Here is an 18,469-nt window from a genome sequence, read left to right on the forward strand (position 1 = left end):
TTAGAACCATGAAAAGGGCCAGAGACGGCCGCAGAGCTCTTCGGGAATGAAGAACGGCGAGCCGCACCCTATCAACGATCCCCAATGGGTTCAAGCCGTTCACCGCCTGAGCGGGGACGGTTCAACCCTCTCCAGACGCTGATATCAAGGCGTGGAGGGCTCCGCCAATCAACGAAACGGCCCGCCGGGAGAACCGGCGGGCCGTCAGCGTTCGGCGGAACGCATCAGAGCGCCCGAGTCAGAACGCCCCCTCCGTCGAGTCGCCGGCGCTGCGGGTGCCCAGGGCGCCCCAGACGCCGTAGGGACTGGGCCCGGCGACCGGGTTGGGGAGAGCGTCGTCGCCGGCGTCGATGGTGTCGGAGATGAACTGCACGCTGCCGTCCACCATCACCGCCTGGATGCCGCCGCCGTGATAGCTGCCGGCCGAAATCACAGAGTTATCGTTGAGATTGCCGTCCCGCGTGCAACTGGGGCCGTTGGGCGGCAGGATCGTGGTGAAGCCGGTGTCGAACGCCTCGTTCCGCTGCCAATCCTGGCCGCGGTTGCCGTCCCAGTCGGCGTTGCCGGCGGGATACCGGCCGGGGCTGTTCGGGTCGGTCGCGGCGTCCACGCACAGCGACGGGTTCGAGAAGCCGAACGCCGTCCCGCCCCCGTTGTCGTCGAAGGCGCCCATCGCCACGTTTCGCAGGCCGCCGCCCTGGAAGGCCCGGTCGCCGTTGTTCCGGCCGATCTCCGCGAACAGCAGCGTGTTCACCGCCCCGTCGCGGGCGGCCTTCAGGCCGTGCAAGGCTTCTTCTTCGAACATCCCCCGGCACTTGCGAATGTCGCCGTCCCGCACGCCGGCGGCGTTATCACCCCAGTTGGCCGCGTAGTTCGTATCGCCCCACGACCTCGGGGACGGCTTCGGAGCCCCGTCGGAGGGGCACAGCAGCACGTTCAACTGCGAATCCCACACACGATATTCGCCCCAACCGGAGTTCGGGAACGGCGGATACGCCGTTCTCACGACTCCGGCCTGATTAGTCCCGAAGTCCGTCCGTTGGGTGTCGCCCGGAGTATAAAACGTGACCGGCTGCGGATTGCTCACCTGCTCCCACAACGCCCCCTCGTCCAGAAAGGGCAGCAGACCTACGAACGGCGAGAGATCCCTGTCGTCTCCCATGCCCATCCCGGCGAACATCTTGTGCTGGCTGTGATAATTGTGCATCGCCAGCCCGAGTTGCTTCAGGTTGTTCTGACACTGACTCCGCCGGGCCGCTTCTCTGGCCTGCTGCACCGCCGGCAATAGCAGGGAGACCAGGATCGCAATAATTGCGATCACCACCAATAATTCGATTAGCGTGAACCCGGCGCGAGGCGCGCGGGCGCGGGAGCAGTTTCGGTGCATTCGAGTCGGGATCGAAGTGGAGACAGCGTGAAGAACGCCCGGAACGGGCACGTACGCTCGAACGGCGAGGAGCGCGACTTTCACCCTATCGGTCGGGTTCGATACGAACAACACGCAATTGCCCCCCCGCCCGGCTTTTCCCGAATCCTAAACAATGCGGCCCGCCGGCTTTCCGGCGGGCCGCAGGCGACGCATCAATTCGCGGACCGTTCGGTCCGCCCGGACGCTCAAGGGAGCGGACTCAGTACGCCCCCTCGGTGGAGTCGCCGGCGTTGCGGGTGCCCAGCGCGCCCCACACCCCATACGGACTGGGGCCGGCAATCGGGTTAGCGGCGCTGGCGCTGCCGGCGTCGATCGTCTCACTGATGGGCTGCACGCTGCCGTCCACCATCACGGCCATCACGAGACCGGGGTGGTAGCTGCCGGCGGAAATAATCACGTTCCGCCAGACGGTGTCGTCATGCGAGCAGCTCGGGCCGTTGGGCGGCAGGATGGTGGTGAAGCCGGTATCCTCGCCGTCGGCGTCCGCCCAGTTCCGGCCGCGTTCGGTGTTCAGACTCGGGACCTTCGAGGTGTCGGTGGAGTAACGGCCGGGGGTGTTCGGTTCGCTCACCGCGGTGACGCAGACGGACGGATTGGCGTAGCCGACGTCGTCGCTCGTGAACGTCAGTCCGGGCACTCTTCGGGCCACGCCGCCCTGAAACTCGCGTCCGCCGTTGTTCCGGCCGATCTCCGCGAGCAGGATCGTATTGACCGTCCCGTCCCGGGCGTCCTTCAAACCCAGGTTCCGCGCCCCCCCGCCTTGGAACATGCCGCGCGTGGTTCCGCTACGGCCGGTGCTGTCTTCCCGCACGCCGGTGCCGTTGTCGCCCCAGTTGGCGGCGTAGTTGGTCATGCCGCCGTCCTTTATGGCCCCGTCGCTGGGGCACAGCAGCACGCCGATCTGCGCCTGCCAGGGGGGATAGTTCGTGCTGTTCGGATGCTCGCGGCCGCCGTCGGAGACCCGCACGCCGAAGGCGCGATAATCGCCGCTCTCCAAGGTGCCGTTGCCGTTCTTATCGAGCGGATTGCTGATCCGCTGCCAGAGGGCGCCCTCGTCCAGGAACGGGGTCAGGCCGACGAGGAAGGAGCGCTCGTCCACATTGCCGGCGGGCAACATCCTGTGCCGGCTGTGATAATTGTGCATCGCCAGCCCGAGTTGCTTCAGGTTGTTCTGACACTGACTCCGCCGCGCCGCTTCGCGGGCCTGCTGCACCGCCGGCAACAGCAGGGACACCAGGATCGCGATAATCGCGATCACCACCAATAATTCGATCAGCGTGAACCCGCGACGCAGCGCGCGACGGGCCGAGGGGTTTGACAACGCAGGGCGTCCGCAGGGGAGAACGGGAAGCGAGGCGCCCGCCGGAGAGAAACTTTGACGAGCGGTCAATAAAAGCGAAGCTCCCAGCCTATCGCGAGAGGCTGATGGGTGCAATATCCAATTCGCCCATATCAAGGCGATCAAAAGACACTAAAGAGTCCGCTCCGCCCCCTTGAAGAGCGGCGGGCCGCCGCGTGCGCTGGCCGATCGGCCGCCCGCTCCCCCCGGTCAGAATTCGCCGAGGACCTCGCCCGCGGCGCGGGTGCCCAACCCGCCCCAGGCGCCATACGGGCTCTTGCCGGAATTCACCCCCGCGTTTCGGGCGGGGTTCCGCAGCTCGCCAGTGTCGATCGCGTCGGCGAAGAACCGCACGCTGCCGTCGCACAGGGCGCCCTGCACGCCGCCGGTGTGATAGCTGCCGGCGGTCAGGAGGGCGTCCTCGTAGGACTTATCCTCGGTGCAACTGGGCCCGTTGGGCGGGAGGACGGTGACGAAGCCGGTGTCGTTGCCGTTGCCGTTGCCGTCCGGCCAGTGCTCGCCGCGGTTGTCGAGCTGAGTCGAGCCGACCGGGAACGGGTAGCGGCCCGGGTCGTCCGGGTCGAGGGCGACCTCCAGGCAGCGGGCGGGATCGGTGTAGCCGACGTTCGTATCCCACGGCAGATCCGTGCGGCCGACGTCGTCCAGCACGTAAGCCTGATACACGTTGTCCCCGCCGTCGCTGCCGATCTCCGCCAGCAGCAGGGTCGAGGTGGTGCCGTCGCGGACGTCCCGCAGGGCGAAACTGGCGCCGCGGGCGAACATCCCGCGGACGACGCCGCGTTTGCTGTCGAGTTCGTGCCGGACGGCGTGGCCGTTGTCGCCCCAATTGATGGCGTAATTCACGTTCTCCAAGGCGTCGTCCCCCTTGGCTCCGTCGCTGGGGCAGCGGAGCGTGGGGATCTCGATCTGCCAGGGGGGATAGTGGGCCTCGTCCGGCTTGGGCCCGTACGCCGGCCAAGTGATGGCGAACCGCGTGGAGCCGGAATAGTCGAAGCCGTCCATCGGCCTCAGCACGGCGTTCCACATCGCCCCCTGATCCAGATAGGGCAGCAACGGCACGTACGGGCCGAGGCGATATTCGTTGTCCGGGTCAGAGTCCGTGCCCGGGGCGTCTTTAGTACCGCCCGCCCCGATCGGAAACGCGCGATACGTGCCGTGATAGTTATGAAACGCCAGCGCGAGCTGCTTCAGATTGTTCTTGCAGGAGGCCCGCCGGGCCGCCTCGCGGGCCTGCTGCACGGCCGGCAATAACAGGGACACCAGGATCGCGACGATCGCGATCACCACCAATAATTCGATCAGCGTGAAGCCGGCGCGCGCGAACCGGCGGCGGGGGGCGCTCACGTTGAACTCCGAGAGGAGGCGGGGGTGAGGACGCAACAAAGTTCGACGCTATCGCCCGCCCCCCGACCGAACAACTCGCAGCCCGCCGGCGCCGCCGCGATCTGTCGCCGCGGTGTCCTGCGGGCCGTACGCCTTAATCAACTCCCTTCAACACGACGCGGCATCGCCGGTCGGTCGGGCGCCGCGGCTCAATACTCGTCGACGACCTCCCCGCCGGCCCGGGTGCCCAGGGCGCCCCAGGCGCCGTAGGGGCTCTTGCCGCTGAACACGCTGGCGTCGTTCGCGGGATCGCTGTCGCCCAATTTGCCGAGGTCGATCGTCTCGCTAATGAACCGCACGCTGCCGTCCGCCAACGTGACCTGGATGCCGCCGGTGTGGAAGCTGCCGGCGGTGGGCATGGCGTTCACCGAGTGATCGGCGTCGTTATCGCAGCTCGGTCCGTTCGGCGGCATGATCGTGGTGACGCCGGTGTAGTGCCCCCAGGCGCCGGCCCAGCCCCGACCGCGGAAGCTGCCGTTCAATACCACCGCGGAGGCGTAATTCCCAGGATTGTTCGGGTCGACGACCGCGGGCTCGAGGCAGGCGCCAGGGGTGGCGTAGCCGACGGTATCCGAGTAGCCCACGGCCGTGATGGCCGTCGCCATGCGTGCCTGGACCGTGCGATCCTCGGCCCGTGCGATCTCGGCGAACAGCAGCGTGTTCACCGTGCCGTCCCGGGCGTCGCGGAGCCCCAGATTGTTGCCCAGCAGGAACATGCCGCGGGCGTGAGTCCGGTTCGAGCTCCGCACGCCGCGGGGGTTGTCGCCCCAGTTCATGCCGTAGTTGGTTTCCCCCAACGTACTCAAGTTGGCTCCGTTGCTCGGACACAGCATACTACTGAGTGACTGCGTCCACGCCTTGTAGGTCGTTTGGTTCGGGTTCGGTCCGAACGGGGGATGAATATCGTTGGTGGTGCTCGCGTTGCCGTCTCGGTCGAGGGGCTTGCTGATCTGATTCCACATCGCCGTCTGATCGAGGTACGGTAGCAACGGCGGGAACGCGCTCAGCAGGTTCCCGTTGTTTTCCTGCAACTGGGTCGTCGGCGGGGCCGGGGTCCCGGTGGTGCCGCCGGAGCCCATCGAGAACACCTGATAGGTGCTATGGTAATTGTGGGCCGCGAGGCCGAGTTGCTTGAGGTTGTTCTGGCACTGGCTCCGACGGGCCGCCTCACGCGCCTGCTGCACCGCGGGCAGCAACAGGGAAACCAGGATCGCGATGATCGCGATCACCACCAACAGCTCAATGAGCGTGAAGCCGGCGCGACCGGCAGACTTGGGGCTTGGGGAGCGAGACAAACGAGGGCCTGAAGGGAGGGAAAGGGGGACGGCGTGACGCCGGGGAGTCGGACGAGGCATCGACGTGCCCGTCAGGCAGGAAACCCCGCCCGCGGACAATCGGACCGCGATTTTTCCGCAGCGAAGAACTTACGCATCAGACTGACCGGCGACGGCGGGGGACGGCGGCCGGGCGCAGCGTACCCATCCCCCGCGACCGGCGTCATGGTCTCCGCAGGAATCTCCGCAGAACGACCGCGGCTCCTCTCTCGCGCAGCCGCTGAGATCGCATGAAGAAACCCCGCCCCGATCGGACCGGCCGATCGGGACGGGGCGGCTGATGAGCCCGGGGGGGCGAAGTCGCTCAGAAGTCGTCGACCACTTCCCCGCCGGAGCGGGTGCCCAGGGCGCCCCAGGTGCCGTAGGGGCTGCGGCCGCTGGTCACATTCGCGTCGCTGGCCCGGCCGGCGGTCGTGGAGTTAATCGTCTCGGAGATGAACCGCACGCTGCCGTCCACCATCGCCACCTGCAAGCCGCCGGTGTGGTAGCTGCCGGCGGTCGCATTCATGCGGCGATAGGAGTCGTCGCTGGTCAAGCTCAGGGCGCAGCTGGGCCCGTTCGGCGGCAGGATCGTGACGAAGCCGGTATCGATCGGGTCCGCAACGAACCACGACCCGCCCCGGCCCGACACGTAGCTGCCGCCTTCCGGATAGAACCCCGGGTCGTTGGGGTTCTGCGCCGCTGCGAGGCAACCCGAGGGAGTCGTGTAGGCGGTCACGCCGGACAACGCCCCGCCCTGGTAGCTGCGATCGTCCGAACGGCCGATCTCGGCGAACAGCAGCGTGTTCACCGTGCCGTCCCGGGCGTCGCGGAGGCCGAAACAGTCGCCCCGCAAAAACATCCCGCGCGCCGTGCTGCGGTTGGTGTCTCCGGCGCCGGTGGCGTTGTCGCCCCAGTTGAGCGCGTAGTTGGTATCCGCGTGCAGGCCGACCGTATTCACGTCGCTGGGGCACAGCAAACTGGAAATCTGGTGACGCATCGGCGGGTACTCAGTCGAGCTATGCCCCCACGGCGCCCACGGGGGATCAATCGTCTCGAGCGTGGTGCTGGTGGTGCTGGTGAACCGCTGTCCGAGCGGTTTGCTGATTTGATTCCACAGAGCCGTTTCGTCCATGAACGGCGTCAGCCCCGCGAACGCGCTGAGTCGGCCGCCGGTGCCGCCGCCGCCGGTCTTCGATTGGCTTTTCGAAGGCCGGTAACCGGCGGCGGTGGTGCCGCCGCTGCTGTTGTTCCCCCCGCCGGAGCCCAGCGGGAACACCTTGTAGGTGCTGTGATAGTTGTGAGCGGCGAGGCCGAGCTGCTTCAGGTTGTTCTGACACTGACTGCGGCGGGCCGCTTCTCGGGCCTGCTGCACGGCCGGCAGCAGCAGGGAAACCAGGATCGCTATGATGGCGATCACCACCAGCAGTTCAATCAGCGTAAACCCGGTGCGCCGCGCAGAGGGGCGGCTGGAAAGGTGAGTCAAAGAGACCTCTGAATGAGAGCAGGGTTTGACCGCAACGAAGCGGCGCCGTTTTCAACGGAGCGTTGTCGCGCGGGGGCGTCGGGAGGATCCCGATTTGTCATCGTAGATTTACGTCCCCTTAATGCAAAGCATGAGCGTTTGCGTCGAACGGGCAATCAGAACCGGCCCAGCCTGCATCGCGCCGCGGGAGCCGCCGCGGGGGCGACGGCGGGCCGGGCCGGCGGCGCGTAGCGGACCAGCACCACGCGGCCGGGGTAGTCGGCGGCGGCGAACTCCTCGGTCATCCACCGCTCGACGCGATCGGCGTTCGCCCCGCCCACGCCGGCGCCGAGGCGGGGGAAGGCGATCGAGGCGAAGCGGCGCTCCGTCGCCAGCCGCAGCGCGTTGCGTACGCCTTGCCGCACCGCGGTTTCGCTGGTGGTCCACAGCAGGCCGAGGCCGGCAACGTGCACGATCGCCCGGTGGGGCAACCGCCCCGCCCCGGTGACGACGGCGCCGCCCAGCGGCAGCAGGCCGTGCTTGGCCAGTTCGCGGAAGGGGGCGGTCCCGGCCCGCTGGCGGATCGCGCCGCTCACGCCGTGGGGGACCAAGAGCCACCAGGGAATCAGGTGGCGGTTCCAGGCGTTGACGATCGCCTCGGTCGGCTGATCGAGCAGGTCGCCGGCGACGATCTCGGGGGGCATGAAACAGGGCGGGAAAAACGGCTGGGAACGAGTCGGGGCGAACTGACAAGGGGTGCGAGAGGCCGGGGCTGAAGGTAAGATGCCGCCGCGGGACCCTGATGCGCGTCCGTCCCCGACCGAACCCGCCTCGACCCGGCTACGCCCAGGCACTAAACCGTCCGGTCCCCCCGCCGGACCAATGACGACCCCGCCGTGCCCGACGCCCCTTCCGCCGCTCCCCCTGTGACCACGATCCCGATCATGCCGCGTCGCGGGACCGGTGCGGAGGTCGGGGCGCCGGTGGCGGAGCGCGCCCGTGGGCTGTTGCGGGTCGTGCCGTTCATCAAGCCTCACCGGGCGACGCTGTTCTGGAGCGTGGGCTTCGCCTTTCTGGTGGCGCTGTTCTGGGGGGCGAACCTGGGGCTGATCCTGCCGGTGATCAACGTGCTGGCCGGCGAGGGCAGCGTGACCGGCTACGTCGAGGGCGAAATCGCCGTCGCCCGGGGCGATCAGGATCACTGGACGATCAAGCTGGAAAACGCCGAGGCCGAGGCCGCCCGCCTCGCCGCCGACCCCAATGCCAGCCGGTCCGACACCGTCGAGGCCGCCGCCGAGGTCGCCAAGGCTCAGGACCGCCTCTCCAAGACGGCCCGCAAACTGGAGGCGTTGAACTGGGTGCAGCAGTACGTCACCCCGATCCTGCCGGAGGACAAGTTCGACCTGCTGGCGACGATCCTGGCCGTCGTGTTCCTCGCCACGATCCTGAAGGGCCTGTGCGTGATGGCGCAGGACATCCTGGTCGGGGCGGTGATCGAGCGGACCATTGCGGACCTGCGGGAAGCCCTGTTCGCGCACGCCCTGCGGCTGGACATCCAAACGCTGCACGCCAGCGGCACCGGCGACCTGATGAGCCGGTTCACCAACGACCTGGAACAACTCGCCGGCGGCCTGCGACTGCTGGGCGGGAAGGTCGTGCGGGAACCGATGAAGGCGGCGGCGTGCATCTTCGGGGCGATGCTGGTCAGTTGGCAGCTCACCCTGCTGGCCTTCGTGCTGACGCCGGTGGCGGCGTACGTGTTCGGCAAGATCGGCCGCAGCCTGAAGAAGGCCAGCCGCCGGTCCATGGAGAGCATGTCCCGGCTTTATAAGACCATGGAGGAGACGTTCGACGGCGCCGCGGTCGTGACCGCCTTCAACGCCGCCGATCGCCAGAAGGAGCGGTTCCGCAACGAGAACCGCACCTACCTGCAAAAGGCGATGAAAATCGTCCGGGTGGACGCCCTCACCAGCCCGACCACCGAGACGCTGGGCATGCTCGCCGCCTTCGGCGCCCTGCTGCCGGCGGCCTACCTGATGCTCCGCGAGACCGACAGCATCTGGGGCCTGCGGCTGGCCGACGGGCAGTTGGACCTCGCCGAACTGGCCGTGTTCTACAGCTTCCTCGCCGGCACGCTGGACCCGCTGCGGAAGCTGACCGCGGTCTTCTCCAAGCTGAAGCGGAGCACCGCCGCCGCCGACCGCCTGTTCGAAATCCTCGACCGCGACCCCGCCGTCGCCGCCCCGGCGGAGATCGCCCCGGTGCCGGACCGGGTGCACACGGTCAAATTTGAGAAAATCGGCTTCCACTACGCCGGCGCCGCCCGCGGCGCCGTGCTGGACGGCGTGAACCTGACCGTGGAGGCCGGCGAGGTCGTCGCCGTGGTCGGCTCGAACGGCTCCGGCAAGAGCACGCTGCTCAAGCTGCTCCCCCGTTACTTCGACCCGACCCACGGGGCGGTGACGATCAACGGGACCGACCTGCGGGACTTCGACCCGGCCGCCTGGCGGGAGAAGATCGGCGTGGTCACCCAGGAAACGCTGCTGTTCGACGAGTCGATCGCGGAGAACATCCGCGTCGGCAAGCCGGACGCCACCGAGGACGAAATCCGCGCCGCCGCCCGCACCGCCCGCGTCACGGACTTCGCCGACACGATGCCGAACGGGCTGGACGAGATCGTCGGCAGCGGCGGCTCGAACCTCTCCGGCGGTCAGCGCCAGCGGGTCGCCTTCGCCCGGGCCGTGCTGCGGGACCCGGAGATCCTGATCCTCGACGAGGCCACCAGCGCCGTCGACGCGCTCTCCGAGCAACTCATCCACGAGGCGCTCAAGGAGTTCGCCGCCGGCCGCACGGTGTTCCTCGTCACCCACACCGTCCGCCGCAGCCTGCTGGAGTTGGTCACCCGCGTCGCGGTGATGGAGCAGGGCCAGCTGGCGGGCGTCGGCCCCCATCTCGAACTGCTGGAAAGCAGCGCCGCCTACCGCGGCCTATACGAAGCCCAGTCCGACGAGGCCGCCGCCGCCGCCCGGGCCGAGAAGGCCGCCTCGCGGACCCGGACGGATTACCGACCGATGCGGTCCCCCAGCCTGCACCCCGGGGCGATCAACTTCGACCCGGACGAGATCGACCAGTACGACCCGGCGGACCGCACGCCCCCCCGCAAGCCGCCCGGCTTCCAGCCAGACCCGGTCGCCTATCACTACGCCTCCGTCGGCCAGATCTTCGACCCGGACGAAGTGGCCGAGCACGCGGACGACGACGACGAGGACGACAGCCAACAGCACATCCTCCCCCTCCGGGCCACCGGCACCGACGGCTGACGTCGGGGAGGGGTGATGGGGGAGGAGGGAGGAGTAGACTAAGGCCGGCTCCTCCCTCCTCCCTCCTTCCCCCTGCCCTGTCCTACCTGCTCTCCCTCGCCGATCGCCTCGCCGGGGGGATGGCGTCGCTGAGCCCGGAGCGGCGGGCGCGGCATCGGGACTTTCTGCTCTCCCAGCGCACGCCGGACGGCGGGTTTCGCGGCCGCGATCTGGAGAACGAGGGCCTGCCGGGCGACCTCTATTACACCGGCTTCGCCGTGCGGGCGCTGGCGGTGCTGGGGGCGTTCGAGGAACCGATCGCCGCGGACGTGGCCCGGTTCCTCTCCCGGCACGATCCGCTGCGGTTGGGGGCGATTGATCTGGTGAGCTGGCTGTACAGCGCCGTCGTGGTGCAGGCCGCCGGCGGGGGGGACCCGCTGGCCGACGCCCCATCGGACTGGCCGGAGCGGCTGGCGAGCGGACTGGAAGCGAACCGCAGCGCCGACGGCGGCTACGCCAAAACCCCCGCGGGGGCGGCGGGCAGCACGTATACCTCCTTCCTCGTGGCGCTGACGTTGGAATTAATCGGCCGCGACGTCCCGGCCCCCGGGCGGCTGGCCCAGTTCCTGTTCGACATGCAACGGGACGACGGCGGGTTCGTGGAACTCGCCCCCGTCCGGCGGAGCGGCACGAACCCGACCGCCGCCGCCGCGGTGCTGCTCAAACTGCTGGGGCACGCCGACGACGAATTGAAGACCGACCTGCGGGGGTTTCTCACCGAGGTGACGGACCCCGCCGGCGGGGTGCGTGCCAACACACGGATCCCCTTCCCCGACGGGCTGAGCACGTTCACGGCGCTGCTGATGTGTCGGGACCTCGGCCTGCCGGACCCGCTGCCGGCCGCGGCGATGCGGCGGTGGGCGGAGACCGAACTGGAACTGCCCACCGGCGGCTTCCGCGGCGCCGCCTGGGACGTGAACGCCGACGCGGAATACACCTTCTACGGCCTGGGCGTGCTGGCATTGGCGGCAACCGATGACTCCGGTTCAGCTGTCGAGATCGCGTAAACGTCGATCGTTTTTTTGCACATCCATCGTCCCTGAGGCCAGGGACCCTCGGGACCTCCGGGGGACGATCGACCCTTTTTCTAGATCGAACCGCGCCCGGAGCGCCCGGAGCGCCCGGAGCCGGGGGTGGCGGCGGGGCGGCGTGCATCTCGTTCCGCTGATCCGTGGCCGCTTTCCGGCGGGGGGTGGGGGCGGATACAGTGAACGGTCCGGCGGCGAATGCGTTCCCGAGGGAGCGCCCTGTTCGCCGCTCCCGCCCCATTTCCCTTCCCCGCCCGGATTGTTTTGATGCTCCGTTCTCCCCGAGCCCTCGTGCTGTCCGCCGCCGCGTGCGCCGCGGCCGCGCTGCTGGCCCCCGCCCCGTCGTTCGCCGCCGGCTACGGCGACGTGACCGGCAAGGTCGTGCTGGACGGCAAGGCCCCGGACCTGGAACCCCGGGTCGAAAAGGGCGCCGCCGTCAAGGACGCCGAGGTTTGTGCCGATCAACCGGTGCCCAACTTCTCCCTGGTGGTGGGCGAGAAGGGCGGCATCGCCAACGTGTTCCTCTACCCGGCGATGCCGATTCGGGACATCAAGCCGGAACTGAAGGACGCCCCGCAGGAGCCGGTCGTGTTCGACCAGAAGGGCTGCGTGTTCAAGCCGCACGCGGTGATCGTCCGCACCGGCCAGCCGCTGGAGCTGTATAACTCCGACCCGGTCGCCCACAACGTGCGGTTCACCTCCTTCGGCAACCCCGGCATCAACGTGACCGTGCCCGCCGGCGCCGCTCCGGGCGGCGGCAAGGGCGTGGAGGTCGAGTTCAACCGGGCCCAGCGGGTGCCGATCCCGGCCCTGTGCGACTTCCACCCCTGGATGAAGGCCAACTGGCTGATCGTCGATCACCCCTACGCCGCCCTCACCGACGCCGAGGGCAACTTCACCATCGAGGGCCTGCCGGCCGGCAAGCACCGGTTCACCGTCTGGCACGAGTCCGCCGGGTTCCTCGATCAGGCGTTGACCGTCGAGGTCAAAGCCGACGGAACGACGGAGCTGGGCGAGTTGAAATACAAACTCGCCGCCTTCAAGAACCTGAAGTAAATCCCCGCCCCGCCGCCCGACCCCGGGCGGCGGTTTTCGTTTCCCCCCTCACGTTTTTCCTGCCCCACCCCCGGAGATCCTGGTGAGCGCCCCCGCCACTCCCCCCGCCGACCGCCGCGACTTCCTCAAGACCGCCGGCGCGGTCGCCGCGATCGCGGGGACCGCCTCGTTCGCCCAGGCCAACGTCCGTCAGGACAGTGAGAAAAAAGAGCCCGTCATCGGCCACATCGGCACCGGCAGCCGGTGGAACGGCCCCGGCATGCAGGCCGCCGGCCGCGGCAAAAATAAGATCCTCTGCGACGTGGACCGCGGCCACCTGGAAGCGGCGGCGAAGAAGATCAAGGACAGCCACGGCGACGACCCGGAACTGACCGACGACTACCGCAAGGTGATCGACGATCCGGAGATCGACGTCGTCGTGATCGTCACCCCGGACCACTGGCACACCAAGCCGCTGATCGAGGCGGTGCGGGCCGGCAAGGACGTTTACTGCGAGAAGCCGCTGACCCTCACCATTCAGGAGGGCATCGACATCTGCAAGGCGGTCGAGGAGACCGGCCGCACCGTGCAGGTCGGCACGCAGCAGCGGACCGAGATGGGCCGCAAGTTCCTCACCGCCGTGGCGCTGGTCCGCGAGGGCCGCCTGGGCGACGTGAAGAAGATCACCTGCGGCATCGGCGGCTCCCCCACCTCCGGCGACATTCCCGCCGTCGATCCGCCGCAGGAATTGAACTGGGAGAAATGGCTCGGCCAGACCCCCGAGGTCGCCTTCCGCAAGGACGGCGGCAAGACGAACTGCCACTACGAGTTCCGGTGGTGGTACGAGTACAGCGGCGGCAAGATGACCGACTGGGGCGCCCACCACGTGGACATCGCCCAGTGGGCCCTCGACCAGAACGGCGAGGGCCAGGGGCCGACGAAGATCGTCCCCAATATGGCCAAGGTCGTGCACCCCGCCGGGATGGACGAGAACGGCATGCCGGTGGAGGACGACAAGTACAACGCCGCCAGCAAGTTCGAGGTCAGCGCCTTCTTCCCGGGCGACGTGGAGATGGTGATCTCCAGCGACGAGCGGAACGGCCTGCTGATCGAGGGCACGAAGGGCCGCATCTTCGTCTCCCGCGGCGACCTCACCGGCGCCCCGGTCGACGAGTTGAAGGACAACCCGCTGCCCGAGGGCGCCCTGGAGCGGGCCTATAAAGGCCAGCCGGTGGCGAAGAGCCACATGGACAACTTCTTCGCCGCCCGCGACGGCAAGGCGGAGCCGATCTCCGACGTGTTCAGCCACCACCGGGCGCTGACGACCTGCCACCTCGCCAACATCGCGATCCGCCTGGGCCGCGAATTGAACTGGGACCCCAAAGCCCAGAAGATCGTCGGCGACGAGCAGGCCCAGTCCATGACCGCCCGCACCAAGCGGGACGGCTACGACTACGAAGTCTGAGCCCCCCGGCGCCGCGGTCCGCCGCTCTCCCCGACGCCCCGACCGCCCGCGTGCGGCCGGGGCGTTTTGCGTTCGCGTTCCCTCTCGCACAGTCCCGCCGATGTCGACCCGCTGCTTCCGTCTGCTGGCCGTGCTGACGGTCGGGGCGTCCCTCGGGCCGGCCGCCGCGCTCGGCGCCGGGGAGCCGCCCGCCGACACGCCGTTCCTCGCCGGCGACTTTCACTGGACGGTCAGCCCGCCGCTGTTGGCGGTGGATCAAGACCGCCTGCCGCCCTCGCCGGGCGCCCCGTGGGTCGCGGTGAAGGACCCCAGCGTCGTCCGTCACGACGGCCGCTGGCATTTGTTCTGCACCCTCCGAAAAAACAAAGAGGGCGACGGCCGCATCCGCATCGGCTACCTCTCCTTCGAGAACTGGGAAGACGCCGCCGCGGCGGACTGGGCGCTGCTGGACCTGACCCCCGACTACCATGGGGCGCCGCAGATCTTTTATTACGAGCCGCAGCGCAAGTGGTACCTGATCTATCAGGCCGTCGACCCGTCCCGCGGGTTGAAGTACGGCCCCTGCTATTCGACCTGCGACCGCGTCGACGACCCGGCCGGCTGGACGAAGCCCGAACCGCTGTACGTTGTGCCGGAGGGGATGAAGGCCGGGCTGGACCATTGGGTCATCTGCGACGAGGCGAAGGCGCATCATTTCTTCACCACCAACGACGGCCGGATGTGGCGAGCCGAGACCGCCCTCGCAAACTTCCCCGACCGCGGCTGGTCCCGCCCGGAAGTGGCGTTGCAGGCCGACATCTTCGAGGCCAGCCACACCTATCGACTGAAGGGGACCGGGAAATACTTCACGATCGTCGAAGCCCAAGGCGACGGCCGGCGGTACTTCAAAGCCTATACGGCCGACCGACTGGACGGCGAATGGACCGGCGTGGCGGACGCCCGCGACCGGCCGATGGTCTCCCCGCAGAACGTGACGAACCGGGCGGACTCCTGGGCGACTTCCTACAGCCACGGCGAGCTGATCCGAACGGGAGTCGACCAACGGCTGGAGGTGGACGCGGCGACGACCCGCATACTGTTTCAGGGCGTGGACGACGCCGGCTACGACGGCTCGAAGAACTACGGCCAGATCCCCTGGCGGCTGGGGCTGCTGGGCTTGGCGCCGTGAGCGGGCCGGATCAGCCGGCCAGCGCCGCACACAGCACGAACGCCCTCGCAGCGGCGGCCTCCCGCCACAGGGGGTAATCGGCGGCGGGCTCAGTCGTCGTCGTCATCCTCGTCGTCGTCCGCGTCGGGGTGCAGCGGGTCGTCCGGATCGAAGAAGAAATCGCCCAGTCCCATCGGCACCGAGCCGCCGCCCAGCGTGCGGCGCTTTTTGCCGGCCAGGTCGTCCAGATCGGCGGCGTCCTCGCCCAGGCAGGCGATCAGGCTCTCCCGCCAGGCCACGTCCTTGGCGACCGGGTGCTCCGGGTCGGCGGCGAGCCGCTTCATCGCGTACCGCAGCACGTTCAGGCCGTCGCGGGTGCTGAAGTCCAGCTTCAACTCGTGCGATTTCTGCAGGAACTCGACCGTCAGGTCCAGCGCCTCGTCGTCGGCGAAGGGCAGGTGATATTTGAGGATCGCCAGCTCGTCCTCCCGCTCCGGGTGGCCGATGGTCAGCGTCGGCTGGAGGCGGGAGAGAATATAATCGGGGATCTCGAAGGTGCTTTCGTCCGAGTTCATCGTCACGGCGCAGCGGAAGTCGTCGTGGGCGTGCAGCGTCACGCCGGCGATGATGCTTTCCGCGTAGCGGCGATGGTCCAGCAGCGGGGCGAGGCTGGCCCAGGACTTCTCGCTCATGCGGTTCCCCTCGTCCAGCAGGCAGACGCCGCCGGTCAGCATCGCGGTGACCAGCGGGCTGGCGTGGTATTTAATCCCCCCGCCCTCGGCCAGCACGGGGGTGACGAGCAGGTCCTCGGGGCGGGTGTCCGCGGTGCACTGGTAGATATAGAGCGGCTGATTCCGCTGCCGGGCCGCGGCGACGGCCAGCGTGGTCTTGCCGATGCCCGGCGTGCCCACCAGCCGGGGCGTCAGCGGCCGGTCCCCCTCGCCGACGACCAGCCAGCAGGCGTGGATCTGCTTGAGGACCTCGTCCTGCCCGATCCAGGTCCCCCCGCTGTCGTCCGGCCGGGAGAGGTGCAGCGTGACGCCGTCCACCTCCGCGGAGCGGGCGTCTGTGGGCAGGGGTGCGGAATCGCGAATCATCGGGGGCGGGCCGGGGGTGAGGCGAGACCGCAGTGTAGCCGCCCGCCCGGTCAGTCGCCGCGGGTTCGCCCGGCGACGGCCGGTCGATCGGCGACCGGGCGTTCGGTCAGCGGTCGGCCCAGCGTTCCTCGGTCGCCTCCAGGGTGAACTCGAACGACTGATCGGGCGACTGGCCGGAGGAGACGCCCCGAGGGACGGTCGGGGCGAGGAACCAGACGACGGTTCCCTCGTGCACGCTGCCCGAACGCAGGGCAGCGTAGGTGACGCCCCAGACGTCCGCGTCCGAGCCGGGCGCCAGCGCGGAATGCGGGGGCGGGGCGGGATCGTCCAGCGGCGTCACGGTCACGTTCGGTTCCCAGGCCGCGAGCGCCTCCGCGACGACGTCGCGGAACGGTCCGTCGAAATATTCCCGCAGCGCCGCCCGGTCGGCGGAGCCGCGCAGCGAGTAGCTGGCGTGCGCGTGGTTCGTCTCCGTCTGGAGCCGGACCGTGTGCCAGGCCCCCTCGGGCGTGGCGTCGCGGCTGGTTCCGCCTCCCCCGCCGCTTCCGCCGCCCCCCCGGTCGACGGCGACGCCGGGCGGGGGAGCGGTTGTGATCCACTCGTCCAGGAGCATTGTGCTCTGGGGGAAGGAGGATCGCCCCGGCGGCGGGAGGACGTACTCGACCCGGGTGAGATGCTCCCAGAGAGCCGCGGACGCGACGGCCACAGCCACGACCGCCGCCAGGGCCGTCCAGCCGATGCCGACGATCGCCCAGACCCGCAGGGCGGTGTAGGAGCGAAACAGGCGGGACCAACGGGACGGGCCGCTCACGGTTGGCGTTCCCTGAAGACCTGAAGAGCCGCGGACCGCCCCATGCTACCGCCCCCGCGTCGGCGTCACGCGTTCGAAATCCTCCCGCCGGCCGTTCGCCGACGTGCTGTTTGATCGCCCCCCACCCGTTCCGGGGGCGGCCTGACCCACGTCACCCCGTGGGCAAACGCTTCAGCGGGCCAACCCGGGCCACCCGTCGAGAGACAGGCCCCCGTGTGCCATGCTCTCACGCCGGAGCGGAGCGTCAGCGCCGCGGAGGCGGGTGAGCATGGAGAGCGGCTCGGCCCCGTTCGCCAAGGTCGGGCGTCGCCCGCCCGGCCCGCTAATCCGTATCGGTCACCGCCAGCACGCTGACTTCGACGAACCGCTTGTCGAGGATCAGCCATGTGGAGTCCCAGGCGACGTCGCAGAACCATGCGGACCAAGGCCGCCAGGATTTTAATATCAGAACTTCTTCGAACCGATCGCCGAACGTCCGCGTGCGGAACTCGTCCGCGATCTCCCACGCCTCGCCGGGGCCGCCCGCGTGCTTCACGTAGGCGCCGCCCTGGGCCAGCGTCTGGGCGAGTTCTCCGGCGAACGTGAAGGCGCTGCCCCATTCGAATCCGAACGGGTCGTCCACGGGCGAATCGCACACCTCCGGCAGCGCCGCCGTCACGACGCTGGACTGTAAAAGACGTTTCGGGAAGTCGATCTCTTCCCAGCGGTTTCGGGACATAAACCAATCGAAGGCCGGGTCGCCTTCGAGGCGGAACGTGCGAAACTCCGCACCGCCGTTCACATGAGTGCGTCGCAGCGCCTCAAGCAACCGACCGGCCGACAATTCGCCCTCCGGGACGCATGAGATGCGCAGGTGACCCCAAAGTTTTTCAATCGCCGCGCCCGTCGATTCGGGCCGCTCCTGCGTCCAGTCCGGTTCGAGAATTTTGGACATCGTCGTCGTTCACCGGCCTGTTAGGTCGCGAGTCCGAGTTAGGATCCGACACGAGAGTGCCGATCAATGTTCGCTCCATTGAACGTGCCACGCCTCACCCCGCCGGCAGCTCGCCGATGAACGGCAGGTGCCGGTACTCGTCGTCGTGGTCGAGGCCGTAGCCGACGACGAAGCGGTCCGGGATGCGGAAGGCGTGGTAGTCCGGGGTCAGCGTCACGCCCTCGGCCGGGTCGCGGTCCTTCCACAGCAGCACGCAGGTCTTCACGCTGTTGACGTTTTCCGCGGCCAGACAGTCGATCAACGCCGTCAGGGTGCGGCCGGTGTCGAAGATGTCGTCCACCAGCACCACGTCCCGGCCGGTGATGTCCGGCAGCAGGTTCGTGTCGATCCGCATCTCCCCCGGCGTGGTCGCCGTGCCGCGGTAGCTGCTGGCCTGCACCAGGCCCACCCGGTGCGGCACGTCGATGCGGCGCATCAGGTCCGCCACGAAGGGCAGCGACCCGTGCAGCACGCCGAGCAACGTCAGCGGTTTGCCGGCGTAGTCCGCGGCGATTTGTTTGCCGAGGCGGTCGACGGCTGCGGCGATCTCGGCCTGCGTAATCAGCGTTTTCAACGGGACGTTCAATCGAAGACACGGGACGCG

15 protein-coding genes are annotated in these 18,469 nt (G+C 68.7%); 5 read left to right on the forward strand and 10 right to left on the reverse strand.

Translation table 11 applies throughout. The features are described 5' to 3' along the window. Nucleotides 1-238: 238 nt before the first annotated feature. From CA12_RS02805 to CA12_RS02830, 6 genes are all read right to left on the reverse strand, one after another. Entirely contained in the window at nt 239-1,387 is a 1,149-nt protein-coding gene (locus CA12_RS02805; protein ID WP_145357372.1) for a DUF1559 domain-containing protein, read from the reverse strand. 241 nt (nt 1,388-1,628) lie between these two features. Continuing rightward, complete coding sequence (locus CA12_RS02810) at nt 1,629-2,750, reverse strand: DUF1559 domain-containing protein (protein ID WP_165700517.1); 1,122 nt, start codon at nt 2,748-2,750, stop codon at nt 1,629-1,631. A 228-nt stretch (nt 2,751-2,978) separates the two neighbouring features. Next, nucleotides 2,979-4,133, reverse strand: coding sequence for a DUF1559 family PulG-like putative transporter (locus CA12_RS02815; RefSeq protein WP_165700518.1), 1,155 nt, complete (start codon nt 4,131-4,133; stop codon nt 2,979-2,981). Between the two features lie 188 nt (nt 4,134-4,321). Next, nucleotides 4,322-5,467 (reverse strand): DUF1559 domain-containing protein, encoded by a 1,146-nt coding sequence (locus CA12_RS02820; protein WP_165700519.1) that lies wholly within the window; start codon nt 5,465-5,467, stop codon nt 4,322-4,324. Between the two features lie 343 nt (nt 5,468-5,810). After that, on the reverse strand, nt 5,811-6,971 hold the full coding sequence (locus CA12_RS02825) for a DUF1559 domain-containing protein (protein ID WP_145357380.1): 1,161 nt from the start codon (nt 6,969-6,971) through the stop codon (nt 5,811-5,813). 155 nt (nt 6,972-7,126) lie between these two features. Further along, on the reverse strand, nt 7,127-7,654 hold the full coding sequence (locus CA12_RS02830; protein WP_145357382.1) for a macro domain-containing protein: 528 nt from the start codon (nt 7,652-7,654) through the stop codon (nt 7,127-7,129). 192 nt (nt 7,655-7,846) lie between these two features. Between CA12_RS02830 and CA12_RS02835 the strand changes: the two genes are divergently transcribed. The 5 genes from CA12_RS02835 (at nt 7,847) to CA12_RS02855 (ending at nt 15,005) form a co-directional block, all read left to right on the forward strand. Beyond that, nucleotides 7,847-10,270, forward strand: a complete 2,424-nt coding sequence (locus CA12_RS02835; RefSeq protein WP_145357383.1) for an ABC transporter ATP-binding protein — start codon at nt 7,847-7,849, stop codon at nt 10,268-10,270. Nucleotides 10,271-10,389: 119 nt separating this feature from the next. After that, a complete protein-coding gene (locus CA12_RS02840) occupies nt 10,390-11,316 on the forward strand; it encodes a prenyltransferase/squalene oxidase repeat-containing protein (RefSeq protein ID WP_145357385.1) in 927 nt (308 codons plus the stop codon). A 288-nt stretch (nt 11,317-11,604) separates the two neighbouring features. Further along, the gene (locus CA12_RS02845; protein ID WP_145357387.1) at nt 11,605-12,393 is read left to right on the forward strand and encodes a carboxypeptidase regulatory-like domain-containing protein; all 789 of its coding nucleotides are present in this window, start codon (nt 11,605-11,607) and stop codon (nt 12,391-12,393) included. 82 nt (nt 12,394-12,475) lie between these two features. Further along, a complete protein-coding gene (locus CA12_RS02850; RefSeq protein ID WP_145357388.1) occupies nt 12,476-13,837 on the forward strand; it encodes a Gfo/Idh/MocA family oxidoreductase in 1,362 nt (453 codons plus the stop codon). Nucleotides 13,838-13,937: 100 nt separating this feature from the next. Then, nucleotides 13,938-15,005 carry a non-reducing end alpha-L-arabinofuranosidase family hydrolase gene (locus CA12_RS02855; RefSeq protein WP_145357390.1) on the forward strand — a complete coding sequence of 356 codons (1,068 nt, stop codon included), beginning with the start codon at nt 13,938-13,940 and terminating at the stop codon, nt 15,003-15,005. 89 nt (nt 15,006-15,094) lie between these two features. Here CA12_RS02855 and CA12_RS02860 read toward each other — a convergent pair whose 3' ends face one another. From CA12_RS02860 to hpt, 4 genes are all read right to left on the reverse strand, one after another. Continuing rightward, nucleotides 15,095-16,081 (reverse strand): AAA family ATPase, encoded by a 987-nt coding sequence (locus CA12_RS02860; RefSeq protein ID WP_145357392.1) that lies wholly within the window; start codon nt 16,079-16,081, stop codon nt 15,095-15,097. A gap of 106 nt (nt 16,082-16,187) precedes the next feature. After that, nucleotides 16,188-16,892, reverse strand: a complete 705-nt coding sequence (locus CA12_RS02865; RefSeq protein ID WP_145357394.1) for a hypothetical protein — start codon at nt 16,890-16,892, stop codon at nt 16,188-16,190. Between the two features lie 322 nt (nt 16,893-17,214). Next, a complete protein-coding gene (locus CA12_RS02870; RefSeq protein WP_145357395.1) occupies nt 17,215-17,826 on the reverse strand; it encodes a hypothetical protein in 612 nt (203 codons plus the stop codon). 94 nt (nt 17,827-17,920) lie between these two features. After that, nucleotides 17,921-18,451, reverse strand: a complete 531-nt coding sequence (gene hpt, locus CA12_RS02875; protein WP_242688109.1) for a hypoxanthine phosphoribosyltransferase — start codon at nt 18,449-18,451, stop codon at nt 17,921-17,923. Nucleotides 18,452-18,469 lie beyond the last annotated feature (18 nt).

The sequence above is a fragment of the Alienimonas californiensis genome, from assembly GCF_007743815.1.
In the GTDB taxonomy this organism is placed as follows: Bacteria; Planctomycetota; Planctomycetia; order Planctomycetales; family Planctomycetaceae; genus Alienimonas; species Alienimonas californiensis.